Consider the following 16,358-nt stretch of genomic DNA (forward strand, 5'->3'; position numbering starts at 1 on the left):
GTAAGGGGGAGGTTATCGATAGTCTGTCTTTACGGGTTCGCTAGGTACGGGAAGATTAAATCTTACAACCGCCGCCAGCACAATCGTCATCTTGTGGTTGAACAGCGTCTTTCTGTTCATCTTTCGCGCCATCACGAGTGTTGTGGTAGTAAAGCGTTTTCACACCAAACTTATACGCTGTTAGCAGGTCTTGAAGCAGTTTCTTCATTGGAACCTTGCCAGTCTCGTAACGTGACGGGTCGTAGTTAGTATTAGCAGAGATAGCTTGGTCAACAAACTTCTGCATAATACCCACAAGGTGTAGATAACCGTCGTTCGAACCGATATTCCAAAGCAGTTCATAGCTGTCTTTAAGTTCTGTGAACTCTGGTACAACTTGCTTCAGGATACCGTCTTTCGAAGCTTTTACTGAAACGTAACCACGTGGTGGCTCAATACCGTTAGTTGCGTTTGAAATCTGAGAAGAAGTCTCAGAAGGCATTAGCGCAGTCAGTGTTGAGTTACGTAGGCCGTGCTCCATAATTTCTTTACGTAGGCTGTCCCAGTCGTAGTGCAGCGCTTCGTCACAAATTAGGTCGATATCTTTCTTATACGTATCAATCGGCAGTAAGCCTTTCGCGTAGTTCGTCTCGTCGAATGAAGGACACTTACCTTGTTCTTTCGCCAGTGCTACAGATGCTTTCAATAGGTAGTACTGCATTGCTTCGAACGTACGGTGAGTTAGGCCGTTCGCGCTACCGTCAGAGTATTTCACGCCATTCTTCGCTAAGTAGTAAGCAAAGTTAATCACACCAACACCTAGCGTACGACGGTTCATAGTCGATTTGTATGCCGCTGGTAGAGGGTAATCTTGGTAATCAAGCAGTGCATCTAACGCACGAACAACAAGATCGGATAGCTCTTCGAAATCATCTAGAGACTTGATAGCACCTAAGTTGAATGCAGAAAGCGTACACAGTGCGATCTCGCCTGAGTCATCTTCAACGTTAGTTAATGGTTTCGTTGGCAGTGCGATTTCTAAACATAGGTTCGACTGACGAACTGGAGCGACTTCAGAATCAAATGGGCTGTGAGTATTACAGTGGTCCACGTTCTGGATGTAGATACGACCCGTTGATGCACGCTCTTGCATTAGCAGAGTGAACATTTCAATCGCTTTAACCGTTTCTTTCTTGATTGAAGGATCGTTCTCGTACTTCACGTATAGACGCTCAAACTCTTCTTGGTTTTCGAAGAATGCGTCGTACAGACCAGGTACATCAGATGGTGAGAATAGCGTAATATTGCCGCCTTCAACTAAACGTTGGTACATCAGTTTGTTTAACTGAACACCGTAGTCCATGTGACGAACACGGTTTTCTTCAACACCACGGTTGTTCTTAAGTACCATTAGTGAGCGTGCTTCACCGTGCCACATTGGGTAGAACACAGTAGCTGCGCCACCACGTACACCACCTTGTGAACAACATTTTACTGCGGTTTGGAAGTACTTGTAGAACGGAATACAACCAGTGTGGAATGCTTCACCACCGCGAATCTCTGAGCCTAATGCACGGATACGACCTGCGTTGATACCAATACCAGCTCGCTGAGATACATAACGAACAATTGAGCTTGCTGTTGCGTTAATAGAATCAAGACTGTCTCCACACTCGATCAGAACACATGAGCTGAACTGGCGAGTAGGGGTACGCACGCCAGACATAATTGGCGTAGGTAGAGAAATCTTAAATGTCGATGTCGCATCGTAGAAACGTTTGATGTAATCAAGACGTGTCGCTTTTGGATATTTCGCAAATAAGCACGCTGCTACAAGGATGTATAAGAACTGAGCACTTTCGTAAATTTGGCCCGTAACACGGTTCTGTACGAAGTACTTACCCTCTAGCTGCTTAACTGCCGCGTATGAGAAATTTAGGTCGCGTTTATGGTCGAGGTACGCATCAAGTTCGTCGAGTTCTGCTTTTGTGTAGTCTTCTAGAATATGTTGATCGTACTTACCCATATCGACGAGGCGAGACACGTGATCATAAAGCGTTGGTGGCTCGTATTGGCCATACGCTTTTTTACGCAGATGGAATACCGCTAGGCGAGCAGCTAGGTATTGGTAATCCGGAGTCTCTTCAGAGATCAGGTCTGCCGCAGACTTGATGATTGTCTCGTGAATATCTGTCGTTGTGATGCCGTCGTAAAACTGGATGTGAGCGCGAAGTTCTACTTGAGAAACCGAAACATTATCTAGACCTTCTGCAGCCCAAGTGATAACGCGGTGGATTTTATCCAGATCGATACTTTCTTTACGGCCATCACGCTTGGTGACGGTAAGTTGTTGGTTCATTCTGCTTTATTTCCCTAAGAAAACTGATAAAAGCCGTATTTTTGTTTGTTTATGTGCAATATGAGTAAAGCTTGCGGCGGCTTTGTGATCAAAGTCTATCTATATATTGTCGCTTAAACACAACATATAGGGGTTCATTTGTTTGCGGGTTACAAGATAGTGCTATTACACTGATTTATCAAGGTACAGATCGGGGATGACTTGTGGATAACTGACAAAATGAAAAAAATCAGTAAGTGAACACTAACCGATGAGAAAAGGGCAGACTTGAATGGTTAAAAGTACGGTTTCGAGATCGGTTTAGAAATAACCGCATGCAAAAATATTTTCCTTGATCTTTGGCCGTTTTTATCTACGAAAAATGGCTTGGTCAAAATGGAATCTGGAGCACGAATTTTAGCCATAAAAAGACAAAAAAAGCGGCAACTTTGTGCTACCGCTTCCGATTCATTTTCTTTAAAAAATGTCAATCACAAAACTCATTTTTTAACTTAATAGCGTTCAGTATTTTTTAGTATGAACGATGTAGTTTACATCTACATTACGACCGAGTTTGTAGCTGTCATTTAGAGGGTTGTAATGAAGCCCAGTAATGCCCATTTCCGTCAGGTCAGTTTGGTCTATCATCTTCATCATTTCGGCTGGCTTGATAAACTTATCGTGCTCATGAGTGCCTTCAGGAACAATCTTAAGAAGCTTCTCAGCACCGACAATAGCAAATAAGTACGACTTAATGTTTCGGTTCAAAGTTGAGAAAAACACGTGACCACCGGGTTTGACTAGCGCAGCACAAGAGCGGATAACGGAGAGAGGATCTGGAACGTGTTCAAGCATCTCCATACAAGTCACGACATCGTAAGTTCCTGCGTTTTCTATAGCGTGGTCTTCTATTGTGCTCTGAATGTAGGTCAGTTGAGTGCCTGTTTCTAATGCATGTAGTCGCGCGACTTCTAATGGTTCTTTACCCATATCAAGCCCCGTCACAATAGCGCCTTCTTTTGCCATGCTTTCAGCAAGAATGCCACCACCACAGCCGACATCAAGTGTTCGCTTGCCAAACAAGCCATTTGCTTTTTCAAGTACATAGTTCAAACGAAGTGGGTTAATTTGATGAAGCGGCTTAAACTCGCCTTCTAAATCCCACCATCGAGAAGCCATGTCCTCGAATTTCTTAATTTCACTTGGATCGACGTTTTGTGCTTTAGTCATAATTGGTTTTATTGCATTCAATCTGAGTCCTTTAGAGGGCGCCAGTATACTCCAACGTTTTACACCCAAACAACCTCGATGTGCTTAGTTAAGGGACAATGACAGAGTTCACTGGCGCGGCAATCGAGACAGGTGCCTGTAATTTGTAAAGCGCTAACTATTGTTTTTGCTTCATCCTTGAACTGGTGCCAGTGACAATAACTCTAAAACCTGCATTTTCGCGTTGTGTGGTTAAAGGAATTTACCTCGCTTTTCCGCGTAAAGGGTCCGATTTTGCGCAATATTGACCGAAATATAACCACTAATCAGAAAGATATGGGATGAGTGTGCAAATTCTCGACATTTGATTCATAACCAAGCTCACAACCTGATAAAAGGAGAGGGAAAGTGATGCCGAAGTGATGAATTATGTGTTATATTTTTGCACCTTACACGTATCGTAATTACGATCAGATAATAGAGGGATAATGGCTCTATGAGCGATTTAGCTAAAGAGATCACGCCCGTAAACATTGAAGATGAGCTTAGAGGTTCATACCTAGACTATGCGATGTCAGTCATCGTGGGTCGTGCTCTTCCAGATGTGCGTGATGGCCTAAAACCAGTACACCGCCGCGTTTTATTCGCGATGAACGTACTAGGCAACGATTGGAACAAACCATATAAAAAATCAGCCCGTGTTGTCGGCGACGTAATCGGTAAATATCACCCACACGGTGATAGTGCTGTGTACGACACAATCGTACGTATGGCTCAGCCGTTCTCGCTTCGTTACATGCTGGTCGATGGTCAAGGTAACTTTGGCTCGATCGATGGCGACTCTGCTGCGGCAATGCGTTACACCGAAGTTCGAATGGCAAAAATTGCCCATGAACTATTGGCTGACCTAGACAAAGAAACCGTAGACTACGTACCAAACTACGACGGTACTGAGCAGATCCCAGCGGTTCTTCCAACTAAAATTCCAAACCTATTGGTTAACGGTGCTTCTGGTATCGCAGTAGGTATGGCAACCAACATCCCGCCTCATAACCTTGGCGAAGTGATTGATGGCTGTCTTGCATACATCAAGAATGAAGAAATCACTATTGATGAACTAATGGATTACATTCCTGGTCCTGATTTCCCAACGGCGGCGCTTATCAGCGGTCGTAAAGGCATTGTAGACGCGTACAAAACAGGTCGTGGCAAAATCTACATGCGTTCGAAAGCGGACATCGAAGTGGAGAAGAATGGTAAAGAGACCATTATCGTCACTGAAATTCCTTACCAGGTGAACAAAGCTCGCTTGATCGAAAAGATCGCTGAGCTAGTTAAAGATAAGAAAGTAGAAGGTATCAGTGCGCTGCGCGACGAGTCAGATAAAGACGGTATGCGCATTGTTATTGAGTGTAAGCGCGATGCTGTGGGCGAAGTAGTTCTAAACAACCTTTACGCTCAGACTCAGCTGCAAACCACTTTCGGTATCAACATGGTGGCCCTAAACAATGGCCAGCCACAGCTATTCAACCTAAAAGATATGTTGAAGTGCTTTGTTGATCACCGTCGTGAAGTTGTGACACGCCGTACTATTTTCGAACTGCGTAAAGCGCGTGAACGTGCTCATATCCTTGAAGGTTTAGCTCTAGCGCTTGCTAACATTGATGAAATCATTGAGCTTATCCGTAAGGCACCTACACCGGCTGAAGCAAAAGCGGGTCTTATCGCTCGTGGTTGGGATTTAGGCAACGTTTCAGCAATGCTAGAGCGTGCTGGTACAGATGCTGCGCGCCCTGAATGGCTAGAGCCTGAATACGGTATTCGTGATGGTCAGTACTTCCTGACTGAGCAACAAGCACAAGCTATCCTAGATCTACGTTTACATAAACTAACAGGTCTAGAACACGAGAAGATTCTTGGCGAATACAAAACACTTCTAGAAGAAATCGCTGAACTCATGCATATCCTTGCGAGCACTGAGCGTTTGATGGAAGTGATCCGTGAAGAACTTGAAGCGGTTCGTGACGGCTTTGGTGACGCTCGTCGTACAGAAATCACAGCTGCGAGCCATGATATTGACATGGAAGAGCTGATCGCACGTGAAGACGTTGTAGTTACTCTATCTCACGGTGGTTACGTTAAGTACCAAGTACTGAGCGACTACGAGTCACAGCGCCGTGGTGGTAAAGGTAAGAGTGCGACTAAGATGAAAGATGAAGACCATATCGAGCGTCTTCTAGTGGCGAATACCCACGATAACATCTTGTGTTTCTCTACTCGTGGTAAGACATACCGCCTGAAAGTTTACCAATTGCCTCTAGCGAGCCGTACTGCGCGTGGTAAGCCAATTGTGAACATCCTTCCACTCGAAGAAGGTGAGCGCATTACCGCAATTCTGCGTGTTGATGAATTCTCTGAAGACAAATTCATCTTCATGGCAACAGGTGACGGTACGGTTAAGAAAACGCCGTTGAACCAGTTTGCAAACGTACGTTCAAACGGCCTAATCGCTGTGAACCTACGTGAAGACGATTCGTTAATCGGTGTGGATATCACTAACGGCGAAAACGAAATCATGCTGTTCTCTAAAGCGGGTAAAGTGGTTCGCTTTAAAGAAGCAGAAGAGATTCCAGTACTTGATGAAAATGGTAAACCAGTTCTTGATGAGAATGGTCAGCCAGAGATCAAGTTTAAAGGTGTTCGTCCTATGGGTCGTACCGCCTCTGGTGTTCGTGGTATGAAACTGGCTGAAAATGACCAAGTTGTATCACTTATTGTTCCTTCGCACGAAGGCGACATCCTAACGGTTACAGAAAACGGTTATGGTAAACGTACAGCACTTAGCGAGTACCCGACAAAAGGTCGTGGCACTCAAGGTGTAGTTTCTATCAAAGTTTCTGAGCGAAATGGCCCGGTAGTTGGTGCTATCCAGGTTGTTGAAGGTGATGAAATGATGATGATCACCGACGCTGGCACGTTAGTACGTACTCGTGTGGGTGAAGTTAGCCAGGTTGGTCGTAACACACAAGGTGTAACGCTTATCCGTACTGCGGAAGATGAATCAGTTGTTGGTTTGCAACGTATTGAAGAAGTTGATGATGAAGAGCTGCCTGCTGATGAAGATGCAGAAGCGTTAGAGTCAACAGGCGAAAATACGCAGCAAGACGCATCAGAAGCTCCAGCTGCTGATGATGCAGAGGAAGGTAACGAAGAGTAATCTTACATCGTTATCCTGATATGAAAAGCCGAGCCTTAGTTGCTCGGCTTTTTTGTATCTGTATCAACGCATTTAAAGTAAGAAATGCGTACACTGACGTTATCTTTGTTTATGGGACGTGTTATGTCTGTTTGGTTTTTCGCTGCCATCACTCTAATGGGGTTGTTTATCGTACTCTTATCACTGAGTGCATCAAAAGTTAAACCTGCTCAATGGTTTGGTTTTTGCCTGTTAGTACTTGTCGTGACGAGTGCCAGTTTCTTATTGCTGCATCAAACACCGCCTAAACCAATACAAGCGGAAATGTCACGAATGATGACTGCTCGTGACATCATGAAAGAGATTCAAGACCAGTTGCGTGAAGATCCGAACAACGCTGAATTGTGGTTCCAACTCGGGCAGGGCTACCTGCTAGAGAGGGAATTTGATGGCGCGCTGATTTGTTTTGATTACGCGATCCAGCTGACTGAGCCAGTCAGTGCCACGCAACTTGCCGCAAAAGCGACGACCTTGTACTACATTCACCAGCAATCAATGACGCAAGAAGTTAGCTTGCTTTTGGAGCAAGCTTTGCAGATAGAGCCGCACAATGAAGCCGCTTTGTCTTTGATCGCAAATGATCATTTTCTGTCATTCCGCTTTCAGGAAGCGATTGATGCCTGGATACTATTATTAGATTCTAATGATCCAAATTTAGATAGGGTGCAAATCATTAACTCTATTAACAAAGCAAAAGAGCTGTTGTAAGCGTACAATTTAACAAGCAATAGAGGGAAAGGTGGGCAACGAATGAAAAATAAAGCACTAAGCATATTGGTTTTGCTGTGCGGCTCTGTGCTGGCGGGTTGTAGCTCTTCCGATCATTCTGGCTCTTCCTCTACGGTTTATTATTCATCGGGTTACTACGACCCGTGGTGGTACGATCATGACGACTACTGGATTTATTACTATCCGGGCTGTTGCGATAACGACGATGAATACAAAGAGAAACTGGAAGAGTGGTGGAATGGTTTAGATGAAGACCAACAGCAATCCATCAAAGACAAAGTCGAAGATTGGAAAGACGACGATATGTCCGCCAATATCGATAACATGAAACGCCAGCTTGATGATCATTGGCAATCATTGCCTGACGAGCAAAAGCAAGAGATTCGAACCCAATGGGAGAATCGTCCGGAGCATATTGAACCAGCGACTTTACAAGGCAAGGCGGTGAAAGAAAAGGTTCAACAAAGAAAAGCATTACCGGAAACGAAGATCCAGCGTCCAGTTGCTCGTCCAAATGTGCAGATACCTAAAGCACGTCCAAATATTCAACCTAGACCTAGGCTTCCTCGTCGCTAGTACATTCGATTTTTGTCTCTCGATAGAATCAGGATGAAGAGATAAAGATAATAAAGAAAGAAAAGGGGCGTTCAGTACGCCCCTTGTTGTATCTATAAGTTAACCGTTGCCAGTTAGACTAATACGTGGCTTCGCGTTCAGCTGCTGCTTTATCCCACTCTGGCGCTACTGTTTCTAGGAAGTGTTTCTTGTCTGCGTTCATCTTATCCATATCCATGCCTAGTGCTTGTTGCGCTTTCGCTTTGGTCGAGATATCTGGAATTTGAACAGGGTCAGTAATGCCTTTGGTTGCCAGTAAACGAACCAATTTGGTACGGGCGTCAGCAGCGCGGTCAACTGCAGTACCTAGTACTTCAAGTGCTACCTCAGGAGCATGCATGTGAACACCGTGAGAAGCAATCGCGTAGTCCCAACGCCATTGTGCATGGCGAATATCTTGTAGGATAGGTTCCATCTCTGCTTCTGTTGCACCTGCTTTCCACGCTGCGCCTGCTTCAAAGTGTGCCGCTACGATTTGCTTCTCGGCGGTTAGCTTCATGTTCAGTACTTGCGCTTTGCGAGTCGAGACGATGCCTTGTAGCTGCTCTTTAGTTTGGGTATGGCATTGCGCACAGGTGTCTTCAAAACGATCAAATGGGTTACCCACTTTGTGGTCTGTGTACACCGTACCGTCTTCTTTGGTCACTTTAGGCATGTGGCAGTCCACACACACCACTTTGTTTTTACCATGAATACCCGCTCTCCAAGTTTCGAAACCTGGATGTTGCGCTTTTAGCATCGGCGCTTTAGATACGGCATGCGTCCAATCTTTGAAATTCAACGCGTCGTAGTATTTCTCCATGTCATTAACGGTGGTGCCCATATCCCATGGGAATTTAACCGCGTTAGTTGGGCCGGTGAAGTAGTATTCAACGTGACATTGAGCGCAGACCGATGCTTGCTTATCTAGGCGAGACTGTTCATCAAAGTTTTTACCAATAGTATCAAAAGCACGCTCGACGTATGGGCGAGTCAGTGCTAGCGCAGGTTCGCCTTTCTTGAAGGCTTCAGAGCCTGTGTTGTGGCAATCGGAACAACCGATAGGGTTGACGATTTCTGAGCCTAAGCGTGCCCATTTACCTTCGAAATAACCGTCTTCACCACGTTCATCAATCACGCGAGCAACGTCTGGGCTTTTACAGCTCCAGCACGCCATCGGCATAGGCCCGGACTTCTCGTCGGTTGGTGCGCCGGTACGTAAGGTTTGGCGAACATCATCAAGTGCGTAAAAGTGACCGCGCGCTTTGTTGTAGTCTTTCGCGAAGCCATAACCTGCCCACAGGATAACCATGTTTGGGTCTTCACTTAGAGCATCTTCTATGTGCTCACTTTCGGATGTTGCTTTCCAAGAGTGGTATTGGTCGGGATGGTTCTGTTCAAAGGCGTCATTTCGAGGATCGATAAAATCCTTCTCTTCTGCCGCTAACGGAGCGCCAACCAAAAATAATTGGCTGGCGAATAAGGTCGCAACCGCAATAGGTGCGCTCATCCAGTGTTTTATGCTCACAGTGTTATCTCCATATTCGTTTTTATTAGCAGCGTTGTGAGGAGCTATTCCAAATAAGAACTGGAGATCTACGATTAATAATATTGCTTAATTGGATAGATGAAATAGTGAGTGAATCTTGTCTTGTTTTAGATCAATTTACACCAGTGATCTCAGTCATGTTTGAATTTATATACCTCTAAAGTGGTAGTTGTTAAGTCATTGTTCTACAATGCTTTGGGGTTTTAACCTTTTTAAAAATAGGGTGATTTAGTTCGCTTTTTGAGCAGGTGTTTCTACCCCTTATGAATAATAGAGGTATTATAAATATAGGTTTAGCGTTGTGGCTTTCCGAAATAAGAATTGATGTCATTTGAAGATCTAAAAAATATCTTCAGAGGAAATTAATTGTCGCTCAAATAAATAATTGAGAATAGTTATCAATTATTGTCGAGCTAAGGAAAGAACAATATGGGCAATATAAAATTGACCATAGAGACAATGCTGAAACTTCTCTTCGTCTTTGCCATCTATGGTTTCTCCATCGCCGCCCATGCGACTTCTTCAGAGCCGATTGAAGGTGCTCAAGCTGAGCGTCATCAAGTCGAGTTGATCCGTGACCGAGACTACAAGTGTCTTCAATGTCATAAGGACGCCAAAGAGACTCTGAATCTATCGCATGATTCGCAAGCGTTATTGAGTCAAGGTAAGCAGCTCAATTGCACTAACTGCCATAGCAACATCGGCCCTGATCACCGTGAAGGCGCGCCTGATGTGATTAAGTTTTCTGCCGCGCAATCGAAAGAGGTACACGACAAAGTGTTCCTTGATCCAAGCATGATTCTTAAAGCCAACAGCCGATGTGTGGATTGCCATGCACCGACACAACTGAGAGAAAGCCACTGGACGCACGATGTGCACGCCAAAAACCTCACTTGTTCAAATTGCCACGATGTACACACAGCGAAAACCAAAGCGTTGTCGTACGACAGAAAACAACTGATCAAGCAGTGTGTGGATTGTCACTCTGAATTTGCCGTCGAACCTGAACTTGCCAAAGAAGAGGAGAGATAGCATGAAATGTTCGAGAAGAAACTTTTTAGCCGGCAGCGGCGCGTTGATTTTAACTACAGGCGTTGCAGGCACTTCCGTTGTTAGCTCCTCTCTTTATACCAGCAACCGTGAACAAGCGAAACGCATGGGTATGGTTCATGATGAAAATGCCTGCATTGGCTGTACCGCTTGTACCGATGCTTGTCGCGAAGTAAATAAAGTCCCTGAAGGCGTAACGCGACTTAAAATTCATCGCAGTGAACCGATTGGCGAGTTCCCAGATGTGAAATACCAGTTTACTCGCGAATCCTGTCAGCACTGTGATAACCCACCATGTGTATACGTTTGTCCAACAGGCGCTGCATACAAAGATGAGGCGACCGGCATCGTGGATGTACACAAAGAGAAATGTGTCGGATGTGGTTATTGCCTTGCTGCTTGCCCTTACCAAGTGCGCTTCTTTAATCCAGTCGATCACTCTGCGGATAAATGTAACTTCTGCCGTGATACCAACCTAGCGCAAGGTAAGCAGCCAGCTTGCGTGGAATCTTGCCCAACAAAAGCACTCATCTTTGGTGATTTAAATGACCCAACTAGCGAGGTGAGCAAAGCTATCGAAAGCCATGTTGTCTATCGCGATAAATCGCATTTAGGTACGCAACCTAAACTGTACAAAATTCCGCATAGCAAAGGGGAGGTGTCATCATGAACGGCTTCGAAAGTGCATTCCACTTTGACTCGTTAGTCTGGGATTGGATCATCGCGATTTACTTATTCTTTGCTGGGATGTCAGCGGGTGCGGTGATTATTTCTATCTATTTAAAACGCAAAGTGATTGAAGGTGATCCCGCAAACAACGGCATCATGAAAGCGATGGCTTGGCTCGCACCATTTGGCATCATTGCTGGGTTGGTAATTTTGATTTTCCATTTAACCAAGCCTTTAGAGTTTTGGAAGATCATGATCTACTACAACCCAACGTCTGTGATGTCGATGGGCGTGATCTTGTTCCAAGTGTACATGCTAGTGCTGTTTGTTTGGATTGGCGTTATCTTCCGCCATCAAATCATCAGCTTCTGTGAAGGGAAGTTACCAAGCAAACTGCTGGATTTTGCCGATGGCATTTTGATTAAGGCGGGGAAAGCCAACAACGCAATTGAATTATTCTTGGGCTTCTTAGCCATCGTACTTGCAGCGTACACTGGCTTTCTATTGTCTGCGTTGAAGACTTACCCAATGCTAAACAATCCAGTACTGCCAATCTTGTTCCTGTTCTCTAGTTTGTCCTCGGGTGCAGCAGCATGCTTGATGTTCGGTATCTTGGTATTTAAAGAGTCGACCAGCAGCCCAAGTGTGTCTTGGGTACACGGATTTGAACGCCCAGTAGTATTGTTTGAGCTGTTTGTCTTAGTGACCTTCTTTACCGGACTGATCTTCAGCGGTGGTCAGAACGAAGTCGCGGCTTGGAATGCTATTTCGAGTGGATTCTGGGCTCAATGGTTCTGGGTTGGCGTAGTGTTCATCGGCATGATAACGCCTTTGACTCTCAATTGGTTAACGCCTTCAGAAGTGCGCCACAGAGGCAGTTACGTTTTTGTGGTCACGACGTTGAGCTTGGTTGGCGTACTTATGCTGCGTACTTTCATTCTATATGCCGGTCAAATGACCATAGTGTAAGGGGGATAAATGGAAGCTGAGCTAGGGTTCTTCTTACTGATATTGGTGGCTGTAACATCGACTTGTGCATCGTTGCTGCATTGGCTACGTCGTGCTATGAGTAAGAAGGCGACATTGCCGCATCAAGTCGCGATGTCCCACATCATTAGCTTAGCTTCCTTCATTTGTTTAGCACTTCTGATCGTCTGCTTCGTGCAAGACAACTTCGCGTTGGAATATGTTGTTACGCATTCCAACAGTCAACTTCCCGTAGCATTCAAGATTGCTGCCGCTTGGGGCGGGCACCAAGGCTCCATGTTGTTTTGGGTCGTCACCTTGAGTTTATGGGCGTCGTTAATTGCATTTAAGTCACCGCTCAACGCCCAATATACTTGTGACTGTTTAGGAATCATGAACCTTCTTATTGCGACATTTGCTTGGTTCACGTTAATGACCTCTAACCCGTTCGAGTATGCCCAAGTATTGGCGTCGGAAGGACGAGATCTAAACCCAATGTTGCAAGATGTTGGGCTTATCATTCATCCACCATTGCTTTATCTCGGTTATGTCGGTTACGCAGCAATATTAGCTTTTGCATTAGCAGCGCTATTGGGTAAACAACCGATGAGCGATTGGTATGTGGTTGCTCGAAGCGCAGCGTTTTTTGCATGGGGAACGCTCACGTTGGGTATCTTGGTGGGATCATGGTGGGCGTACAATGAGCTAGGGTGGGGCGGCTGGTGGTTTTGGGACCCTGTGGAGAACGCTTCTCTACTCCCTTGGCTTACTGGTACTGCTTTGTTGCACAGCGGTGTTGTCGCAACACGTAACAGAGGCGCAATTTGGAGCACCTATGCACTGGCGTTTGCTACGTTCAGCCTAAGCACTTTAGGGACATTCGTGGTGCGCTCTGGCGTGCTGACTTCAGTGCACGCTTTTGCGGTGGACCCAACTAAAGGTTTGGTGCTGATTGGTGTATTGAGCTTGCTTGTCATTATCACTTTTGGCGTACTGATTTTGCGAGGAGAACAACTCCCTCGTTTCAAACTTCAATCTCTAGCGAGCCAAGCTTACACTGCTTATATCGCCAAAGGGCTGCTGGTTATTGCGACTGCCATCGTTTTTCTTGGCACTTTTTATCCGATGGTTTATCAACTGCTCGGCTTAGGGAACATTTCGGTTGGCGCACCTTACTTTAATAGTCTGACCTTTCCATTAAGCATACTGGCTCTGATTGCCTTAGCATTCATGCCAGTGCTGAAATGGACAAAAGGCGCAGTTCCGAGTGGAAGCACTGATATCGCGATTAGTATTGCGTTATCTATAGTCTCTGGGAGCGGGTTTATGTTCTCAGTGAACGTACTGCATTTCGAAGTATTGCTAACCATAATATTGGCTACTTGGGTGATTGTGGCGCATCTCGTTATGCTGTTTCGTTGTTCCAATAAGCGCAAACTCATGCCAATCGTGATGGCACATATCGGTTTTGCGCTGGCGGTGAGTGGAGCTGTATTCAACAGTCACTACTCATATGAACACAATTTACGTGTCGAACCCGGCAGTTCTCAACAAAGGGCGGGGATCACTATCGATTATCATGGTATCGAATGGCTGGTGGGGCCAAACTACACCGCGGAACAAGGACAGATCACCTTGCACTTGGAAGATGGCCGCATGCTCAATTTCAACCCGCAAAAGCGTCATTACCCTGTGCGAGTGATGAATATGACCGAGCCTGCGATTCGTTCACTATGGCATGGCGATTATTACGTGACATTGGGTGACAAAGTCGATACTCATGCTTATGCGATTAAAGTTCAGTACCGCGCAGGTATTTGGTGGATATGGTCTGGCGGGCTACTAGCTGTGTTTGGTGCGCTATTAACCGGCCTAAAGAAAAGGAGAGAGGCTATCAATGCGATCGAGAAATACGCTTAAACTCGCAGGTCTGTTTGTGGCTGTTGCCGTGTTTGCTGTAGTAACTGCGGTGGCTTTGTCTGAGCGACCACATGTTGAATTGTCCCCACAACGAAATTTAGATGCACCTAATTTTCGCTCTACTTCTCTGATCTCTGATGACATGGTTTCTGAGCAGTTGTTCAAAAGCGACGGATATAAATTATTGAATGTTTGGGCATCTTGGTGCGGAGTATGCAAACGAGAGCATGAAGAATTATTGCAGTTAGCAGAACTCGGTGTGCCTATTATTGGGCTGAATTATAGAGATCAAAAACAAGCCGCTCGTGAATATTTGAGCTCTAAACGAAATCCATATATTGAAGTAATTAGTGACCCTAATGGAAAGCTCGCTGTGGAGCTAGGTGTTATCGGAACGCCGGAAACTTACTTGATTGATCCAAATGGTCGTATATTGATCAAATATCGTGGAGAGCTAACGGCAGATAAATGGAACGATATATTTTCAGGATACTTGAATGTTTCGATTTAATAATCTTCTCCTCACTTTCATCCTATTTATAATATTTTCTCCTTTCACGAGAAGTGCGGATATAGAACAGAATGTTGATCTGTTTGAATTTCATTCCGTTGAAGTGCAACAGCGTGCAACCTCGTTAGCCAAGGCATTACGCTGCCCGCAGTGTCAAAACCAAAACCTTGTCGAGTCTAATGCACAAGCGGCTAAAGACCTGAGGTTGAAAGTGTATACGATGGCCAATGAAGGCAGCTCAGATCAAGAAATAAAGGACTATCTAGTTGCTCGTTATGGGAATATTGTTCTGTACCAACCACCATTAAATTATTCCACGGCGCTGTTGTGGATCTTTCCTGTGCTATTTTTGATCTTTTTTGTCTTATATTCGATCCGAATGGTGAAGCGTAATTAATGTGACCGTTATTCCACTATTAAAAATAAATTGTGCACTTAACAAGCAGAATGTTATCATTTTTCCGAATTTATGAAGTTTCCAGTATAAAGAAAATAAAAATTTTGAGCTGGATAAGTAATAAAAGAACGAAATAGGTGCACGCAGTGGATTCAGTTATATTACAACTTAAAAAAGACTTCTATTCGCAGATTCGTGCATTGCAATCACCGAACCTGCCTCAAGTTACTTCAACGCTCGCCGTGTTGACCGACGAGGAAATCCAAGAACTCGAAGCAGTTTGGATTGAACTCGCCGTTTGGAAGCGCAGTCAGACCCATTAAAAGATAGACCAAACGACCTTCTTGAAACCCCAGACAAAATTTGTCTGGGGTTTTTTATTGTAGTTTTTTTAAATTGTTATAATATAACAATTGTTCAGTTGGAGAGTGTTTCTCTTTTGCTGTCTTGAGTGGATAACTGCCCTCAATTGTGATCTCTATATTGCAAAATGCGGTATCAGTCCCCATAGTTGAAGAGCAACGAGTAAATCCCATGAATGCAATAACGAAAACGCATCAAGCGCATCAAGCAATAAATCGAGTGAGTATAGATATGGCGGAAGTACGTGCCAGAGTAGATTTTAAAGTCGGGGCAAAAAGTAACATTGATGCCGAAATTCTGTCTTTCCATGGTCTGAAGACAGACAAAGAGCATGTTGCTATTATCTTTAAACAAGCGGACCAAACTCAGGACATGCCTTTAGTTCGTATGCACTCTGAGTGTTTGACAGGCGATGTGTTCCACTCTTCACGCTGTGACTGTGGTGAGCAACTAGAAGAGACGATCAATCGCATGGGCGAGTCCGGTGGTATCATCTTGTATCTCCGTCAGGAAGGTCGTGGTATTGGCTTGTACAATAAGATCGATGCATATCGCTTACAAAGCCAGGGCATGAACACGTACGAAGCTAACAACCATTTGGGCTTTGATGATGACCTGCGTGATTTCACAGAAGCAGCACAAATGCTAGAAGCTTTAGGCGTGAATAAGATCCGCCTCGTGACGAACAACCCTAAGAAAATCCGTGAGTTATCTGAGTACGGAATTGAAATTGGCGAGGTTGTCAATACCTCTGCACATATCAAAGATGGCAACGAAAATTATCTGAAGGCAAAAGTCTCTCACGGAAAACATGACCTAAAGGTTTAA

14 protein-coding genes are annotated in these 16,358 nt (G+C 44.8%); 11 read left to right on the forward strand and 3 right to left on the reverse strand.

The genetic code is table 11. The annotated features are described in order from the left end of the window. Nucleotides 1-55: 55 nt before the first annotated feature. A complete protein-coding gene (gene nrdA, locus R7E47_RS08055) occupies nucleotides 56-2,338 on the reverse strand; it encodes a class 1a ribonucleoside-diphosphate reductase subunit alpha (RefSeq protein ID WP_005376819.1) in 2,283 nt (760 codons plus the stop codon). Nucleotides 2,339-2,839: 501 nt separating this feature from the next. Next, nucleotides 2,840-3,547, reverse strand: coding sequence for a bifunctional 2-polyprenyl-6-hydroxyphenol methylase/3-demethylubiquinol 3-O-methyltransferase UbiG (gene ubiG, locus R7E47_RS08060; RefSeq protein ID WP_017636129.1), 708 nt, complete (start codon nucleotides 3,545-3,547; stop codon nucleotides 2,840-2,842). Between the two features lie 475 nt (nucleotides 3,548-4,022). Between ubiG and gyrA the strand changes: the two genes are divergently transcribed. The 3 genes from gyrA (at nucleotide 4,023) to R7E47_RS08075 (ending at nucleotide 8,087) form a co-directional block, all read left to right on the forward strand. Further along, entirely contained in the window at nucleotides 4,023-6,743 is a 2,721-nt protein-coding gene (gyrA, locus tag R7E47_RS08065) for a DNA topoisomerase (ATP-hydrolyzing) subunit A (RefSeq protein WP_318084039.1), read from the forward strand. 123 nt (nucleotides 6,744-6,866) lie between these two features. Beyond that, entirely contained in the window at nucleotides 6,867-7,490 is a 624-nt protein-coding gene (locus tag R7E47_RS08070; RefSeq protein ID WP_176311069.1) for a hypothetical protein, read from the forward strand. 42 nt (nucleotides 7,491-7,532) lie between these two features. Next, entirely contained in the window at nucleotides 7,533-8,087 is a 555-nt protein-coding gene (locus R7E47_RS08075; RefSeq protein WP_005376825.1) for a hypothetical protein, read from the forward strand. Nucleotides 8,088-8,205: 118 nt separating this feature from the next. Here R7E47_RS08075 and nrfA read toward each other — a convergent pair whose 3' ends face one another. After that, complete coding sequence (gene nrfA, locus R7E47_RS08080; protein WP_318084041.1) at nucleotides 8,206-9,633, reverse strand: ammonia-forming nitrite reductase cytochrome c552 subunit; 1,428 nt, start codon at nucleotides 9,631-9,633, stop codon at nucleotides 8,206-8,208. A 450-nt stretch (nucleotides 9,634-10,083) separates the two neighbouring features. Between nrfA and nrfB the strand changes: the two genes are divergently transcribed. The 8 genes from nrfB to R7E47_RS08120 all read left to right on the forward strand — a co-directional run bounded on the left by nrfB (nucleotide 10,084) and on the right by R7E47_RS08120 (nucleotide 16,358). Beyond that, entirely contained in the window at nucleotides 10,084-10,686 is a 603-nt protein-coding gene (nrfB, locus tag R7E47_RS08085; RefSeq protein ID WP_005376830.1) for a cytochrome c nitrite reductase pentaheme subunit, read from the forward strand. 1 nt (nucleotide 10,687) lies between these two features. Then, complete coding sequence (gene nrfC, locus R7E47_RS08090) at nucleotides 10,688-11,374, forward strand: cytochrome c nitrite reductase Fe-S protein (protein WP_005376833.1); 687 nt, start codon at nucleotides 10,688-10,690, stop codon at nucleotides 11,372-11,374. Further along, entirely contained in the window at nucleotides 11,371-12,342 is a 972-nt protein-coding gene (nrfD, locus tag R7E47_RS08095; protein ID WP_005376835.1) for a cytochrome c nitrite reductase subunit NrfD, read from the forward strand. Before nrfC ends, nrfD begins: the two co-directional genes overlap by 4 nt. Nucleotides 12,343-12,351: 9 nt before the next feature. After that, the gene (locus tag R7E47_RS08100) at nucleotides 12,352-14,259 is read left to right on the forward strand and encodes a heme lyase NrfEFG subunit NrfE (RefSeq protein ID WP_318084045.1); all 1,908 of its coding nucleotides are present in this window, start codon (nucleotides 12,352-12,354) and stop codon (nucleotides 14,257-14,259) included. Then, nucleotides 14,237-14,770 carry a DsbE family thiol:disulfide interchange protein gene (locus R7E47_RS08105; RefSeq protein WP_005376839.1) on the forward strand — a complete coding sequence of 178 codons (534 nt, stop codon included), beginning with the start codon at nucleotides 14,237-14,239 and terminating at the stop codon, nucleotides 14,768-14,770. The genes R7E47_RS08100 and R7E47_RS08105 overlap by 23 nt, the downstream gene beginning before the upstream one ends. Continuing rightward, a complete protein-coding gene (nrfF, locus tag R7E47_RS08110) occupies nucleotides 14,757-15,167 on the forward strand; it encodes a heme lyase NrfEFG subunit NrfF (RefSeq protein ID WP_258473879.1) in 411 nt (136 codons plus the stop codon). The genes R7E47_RS08105 and nrfF overlap by 14 nt, the downstream gene beginning before the upstream one ends. A gap of 146 nt (nucleotides 15,168-15,313) precedes the next feature. Beyond that, entirely contained in the window at nucleotides 15,314-15,490 is a 177-nt protein-coding gene (locus tag R7E47_RS08115) for a hypothetical protein (RefSeq protein WP_020480909.1), read from the forward strand. 271 nt (nucleotides 15,491-15,761) lie between these two features. Continuing rightward, nucleotides 15,762-16,358 (forward strand): GTP cyclohydrolase II, encoded by a 597-nt coding sequence (locus tag R7E47_RS08120; protein WP_025767283.1) that lies wholly within the window; start codon nucleotides 15,762-15,764, stop codon nucleotides 16,356-16,358.

The sequence above is a fragment of the Vibrio sp. Vb1026 genome (assembly GCF_033338745.1).
Taxonomy (GTDB): domain Bacteria; phylum Pseudomonadota; class Gammaproteobacteria; order Enterobacterales; family Vibrionaceae; genus Vibrio; species Vibrio alginolyticus.

Excerpts from the sequence above, each read along its gene's own strand:
- nrdA (WP_005376819.1), bottom strand. The coding sequence starts at position 2,338 with ATGAACCAACAACTTACCGTCACCAAGCGTGATGGCCGTAAAGAAAGT.
- ubiG (WP_017636129.1), bottom strand. The coding sequence starts at position 3,547 with ATGACTAAAGCACAAAACGTCGATCCAAGTGAAATTAAGAAATTCGAG.
- gyrA (WP_318084039.1), top strand. The coding sequence starts at position 4,023 with ATGAGCGATTTAGCTAAAGAGATCACGCCCGTAAACATTGAAGATGAG.
- R7E47_RS08070 (WP_176311069.1), top strand. The coding sequence starts at position 6,867 with ATGTCTGTTTGGTTTTTCGCTGCCATCACTCTAATGGGGTTGTTTATC.
- R7E47_RS08075 (WP_005376825.1), top strand. The coding sequence starts at position 7,533 with ATGAAAAATAAAGCACTAAGCATATTGGTTTTGCTGTGCGGCTCTGTG.
- nrfB (WP_005376830.1), top strand. The coding sequence starts at position 10,084 with ATGGGCAATATAAAATTGACCATAGAGACAATGCTGAAACTTCTCTTC.
- nrfC (WP_005376833.1), top strand. The coding sequence starts at position 10,688 with ATGAAATGTTCGAGAAGAAACTTTTTAGCCGGCAGCGGCGCGTTGATT.
- nrfD (WP_005376835.1), top strand. The coding sequence starts at position 11,371 with ATGAACGGCTTCGAAAGTGCATTCCACTTTGACTCGTTAGTCTGGGAT.
- R7E47_RS08100 (WP_318084045.1), top strand. The coding sequence starts at position 12,352 with ATGGAAGCTGAGCTAGGGTTCTTCTTACTGATATTGGTGGCTGTAACA.
- R7E47_RS08105 (WP_005376839.1), top strand. The coding sequence starts at position 14,237 with ATGCGATCGAGAAATACGCTTAAACTCGCAGGTCTGTTTGTGGCTGTT.
- nrfF (WP_258473879.1), top strand. The coding sequence starts at position 14,757 with ATGTTTCGATTTAATAATCTTCTCCTCACTTTCATCCTATTTATAATA.
- R7E47_RS08120 (WP_025767283.1), top strand. The coding sequence starts at position 15,762 with ATGGCGGAAGTACGTGCCAGAGTAGATTTTAAAGTCGGGGCAAAAAGT.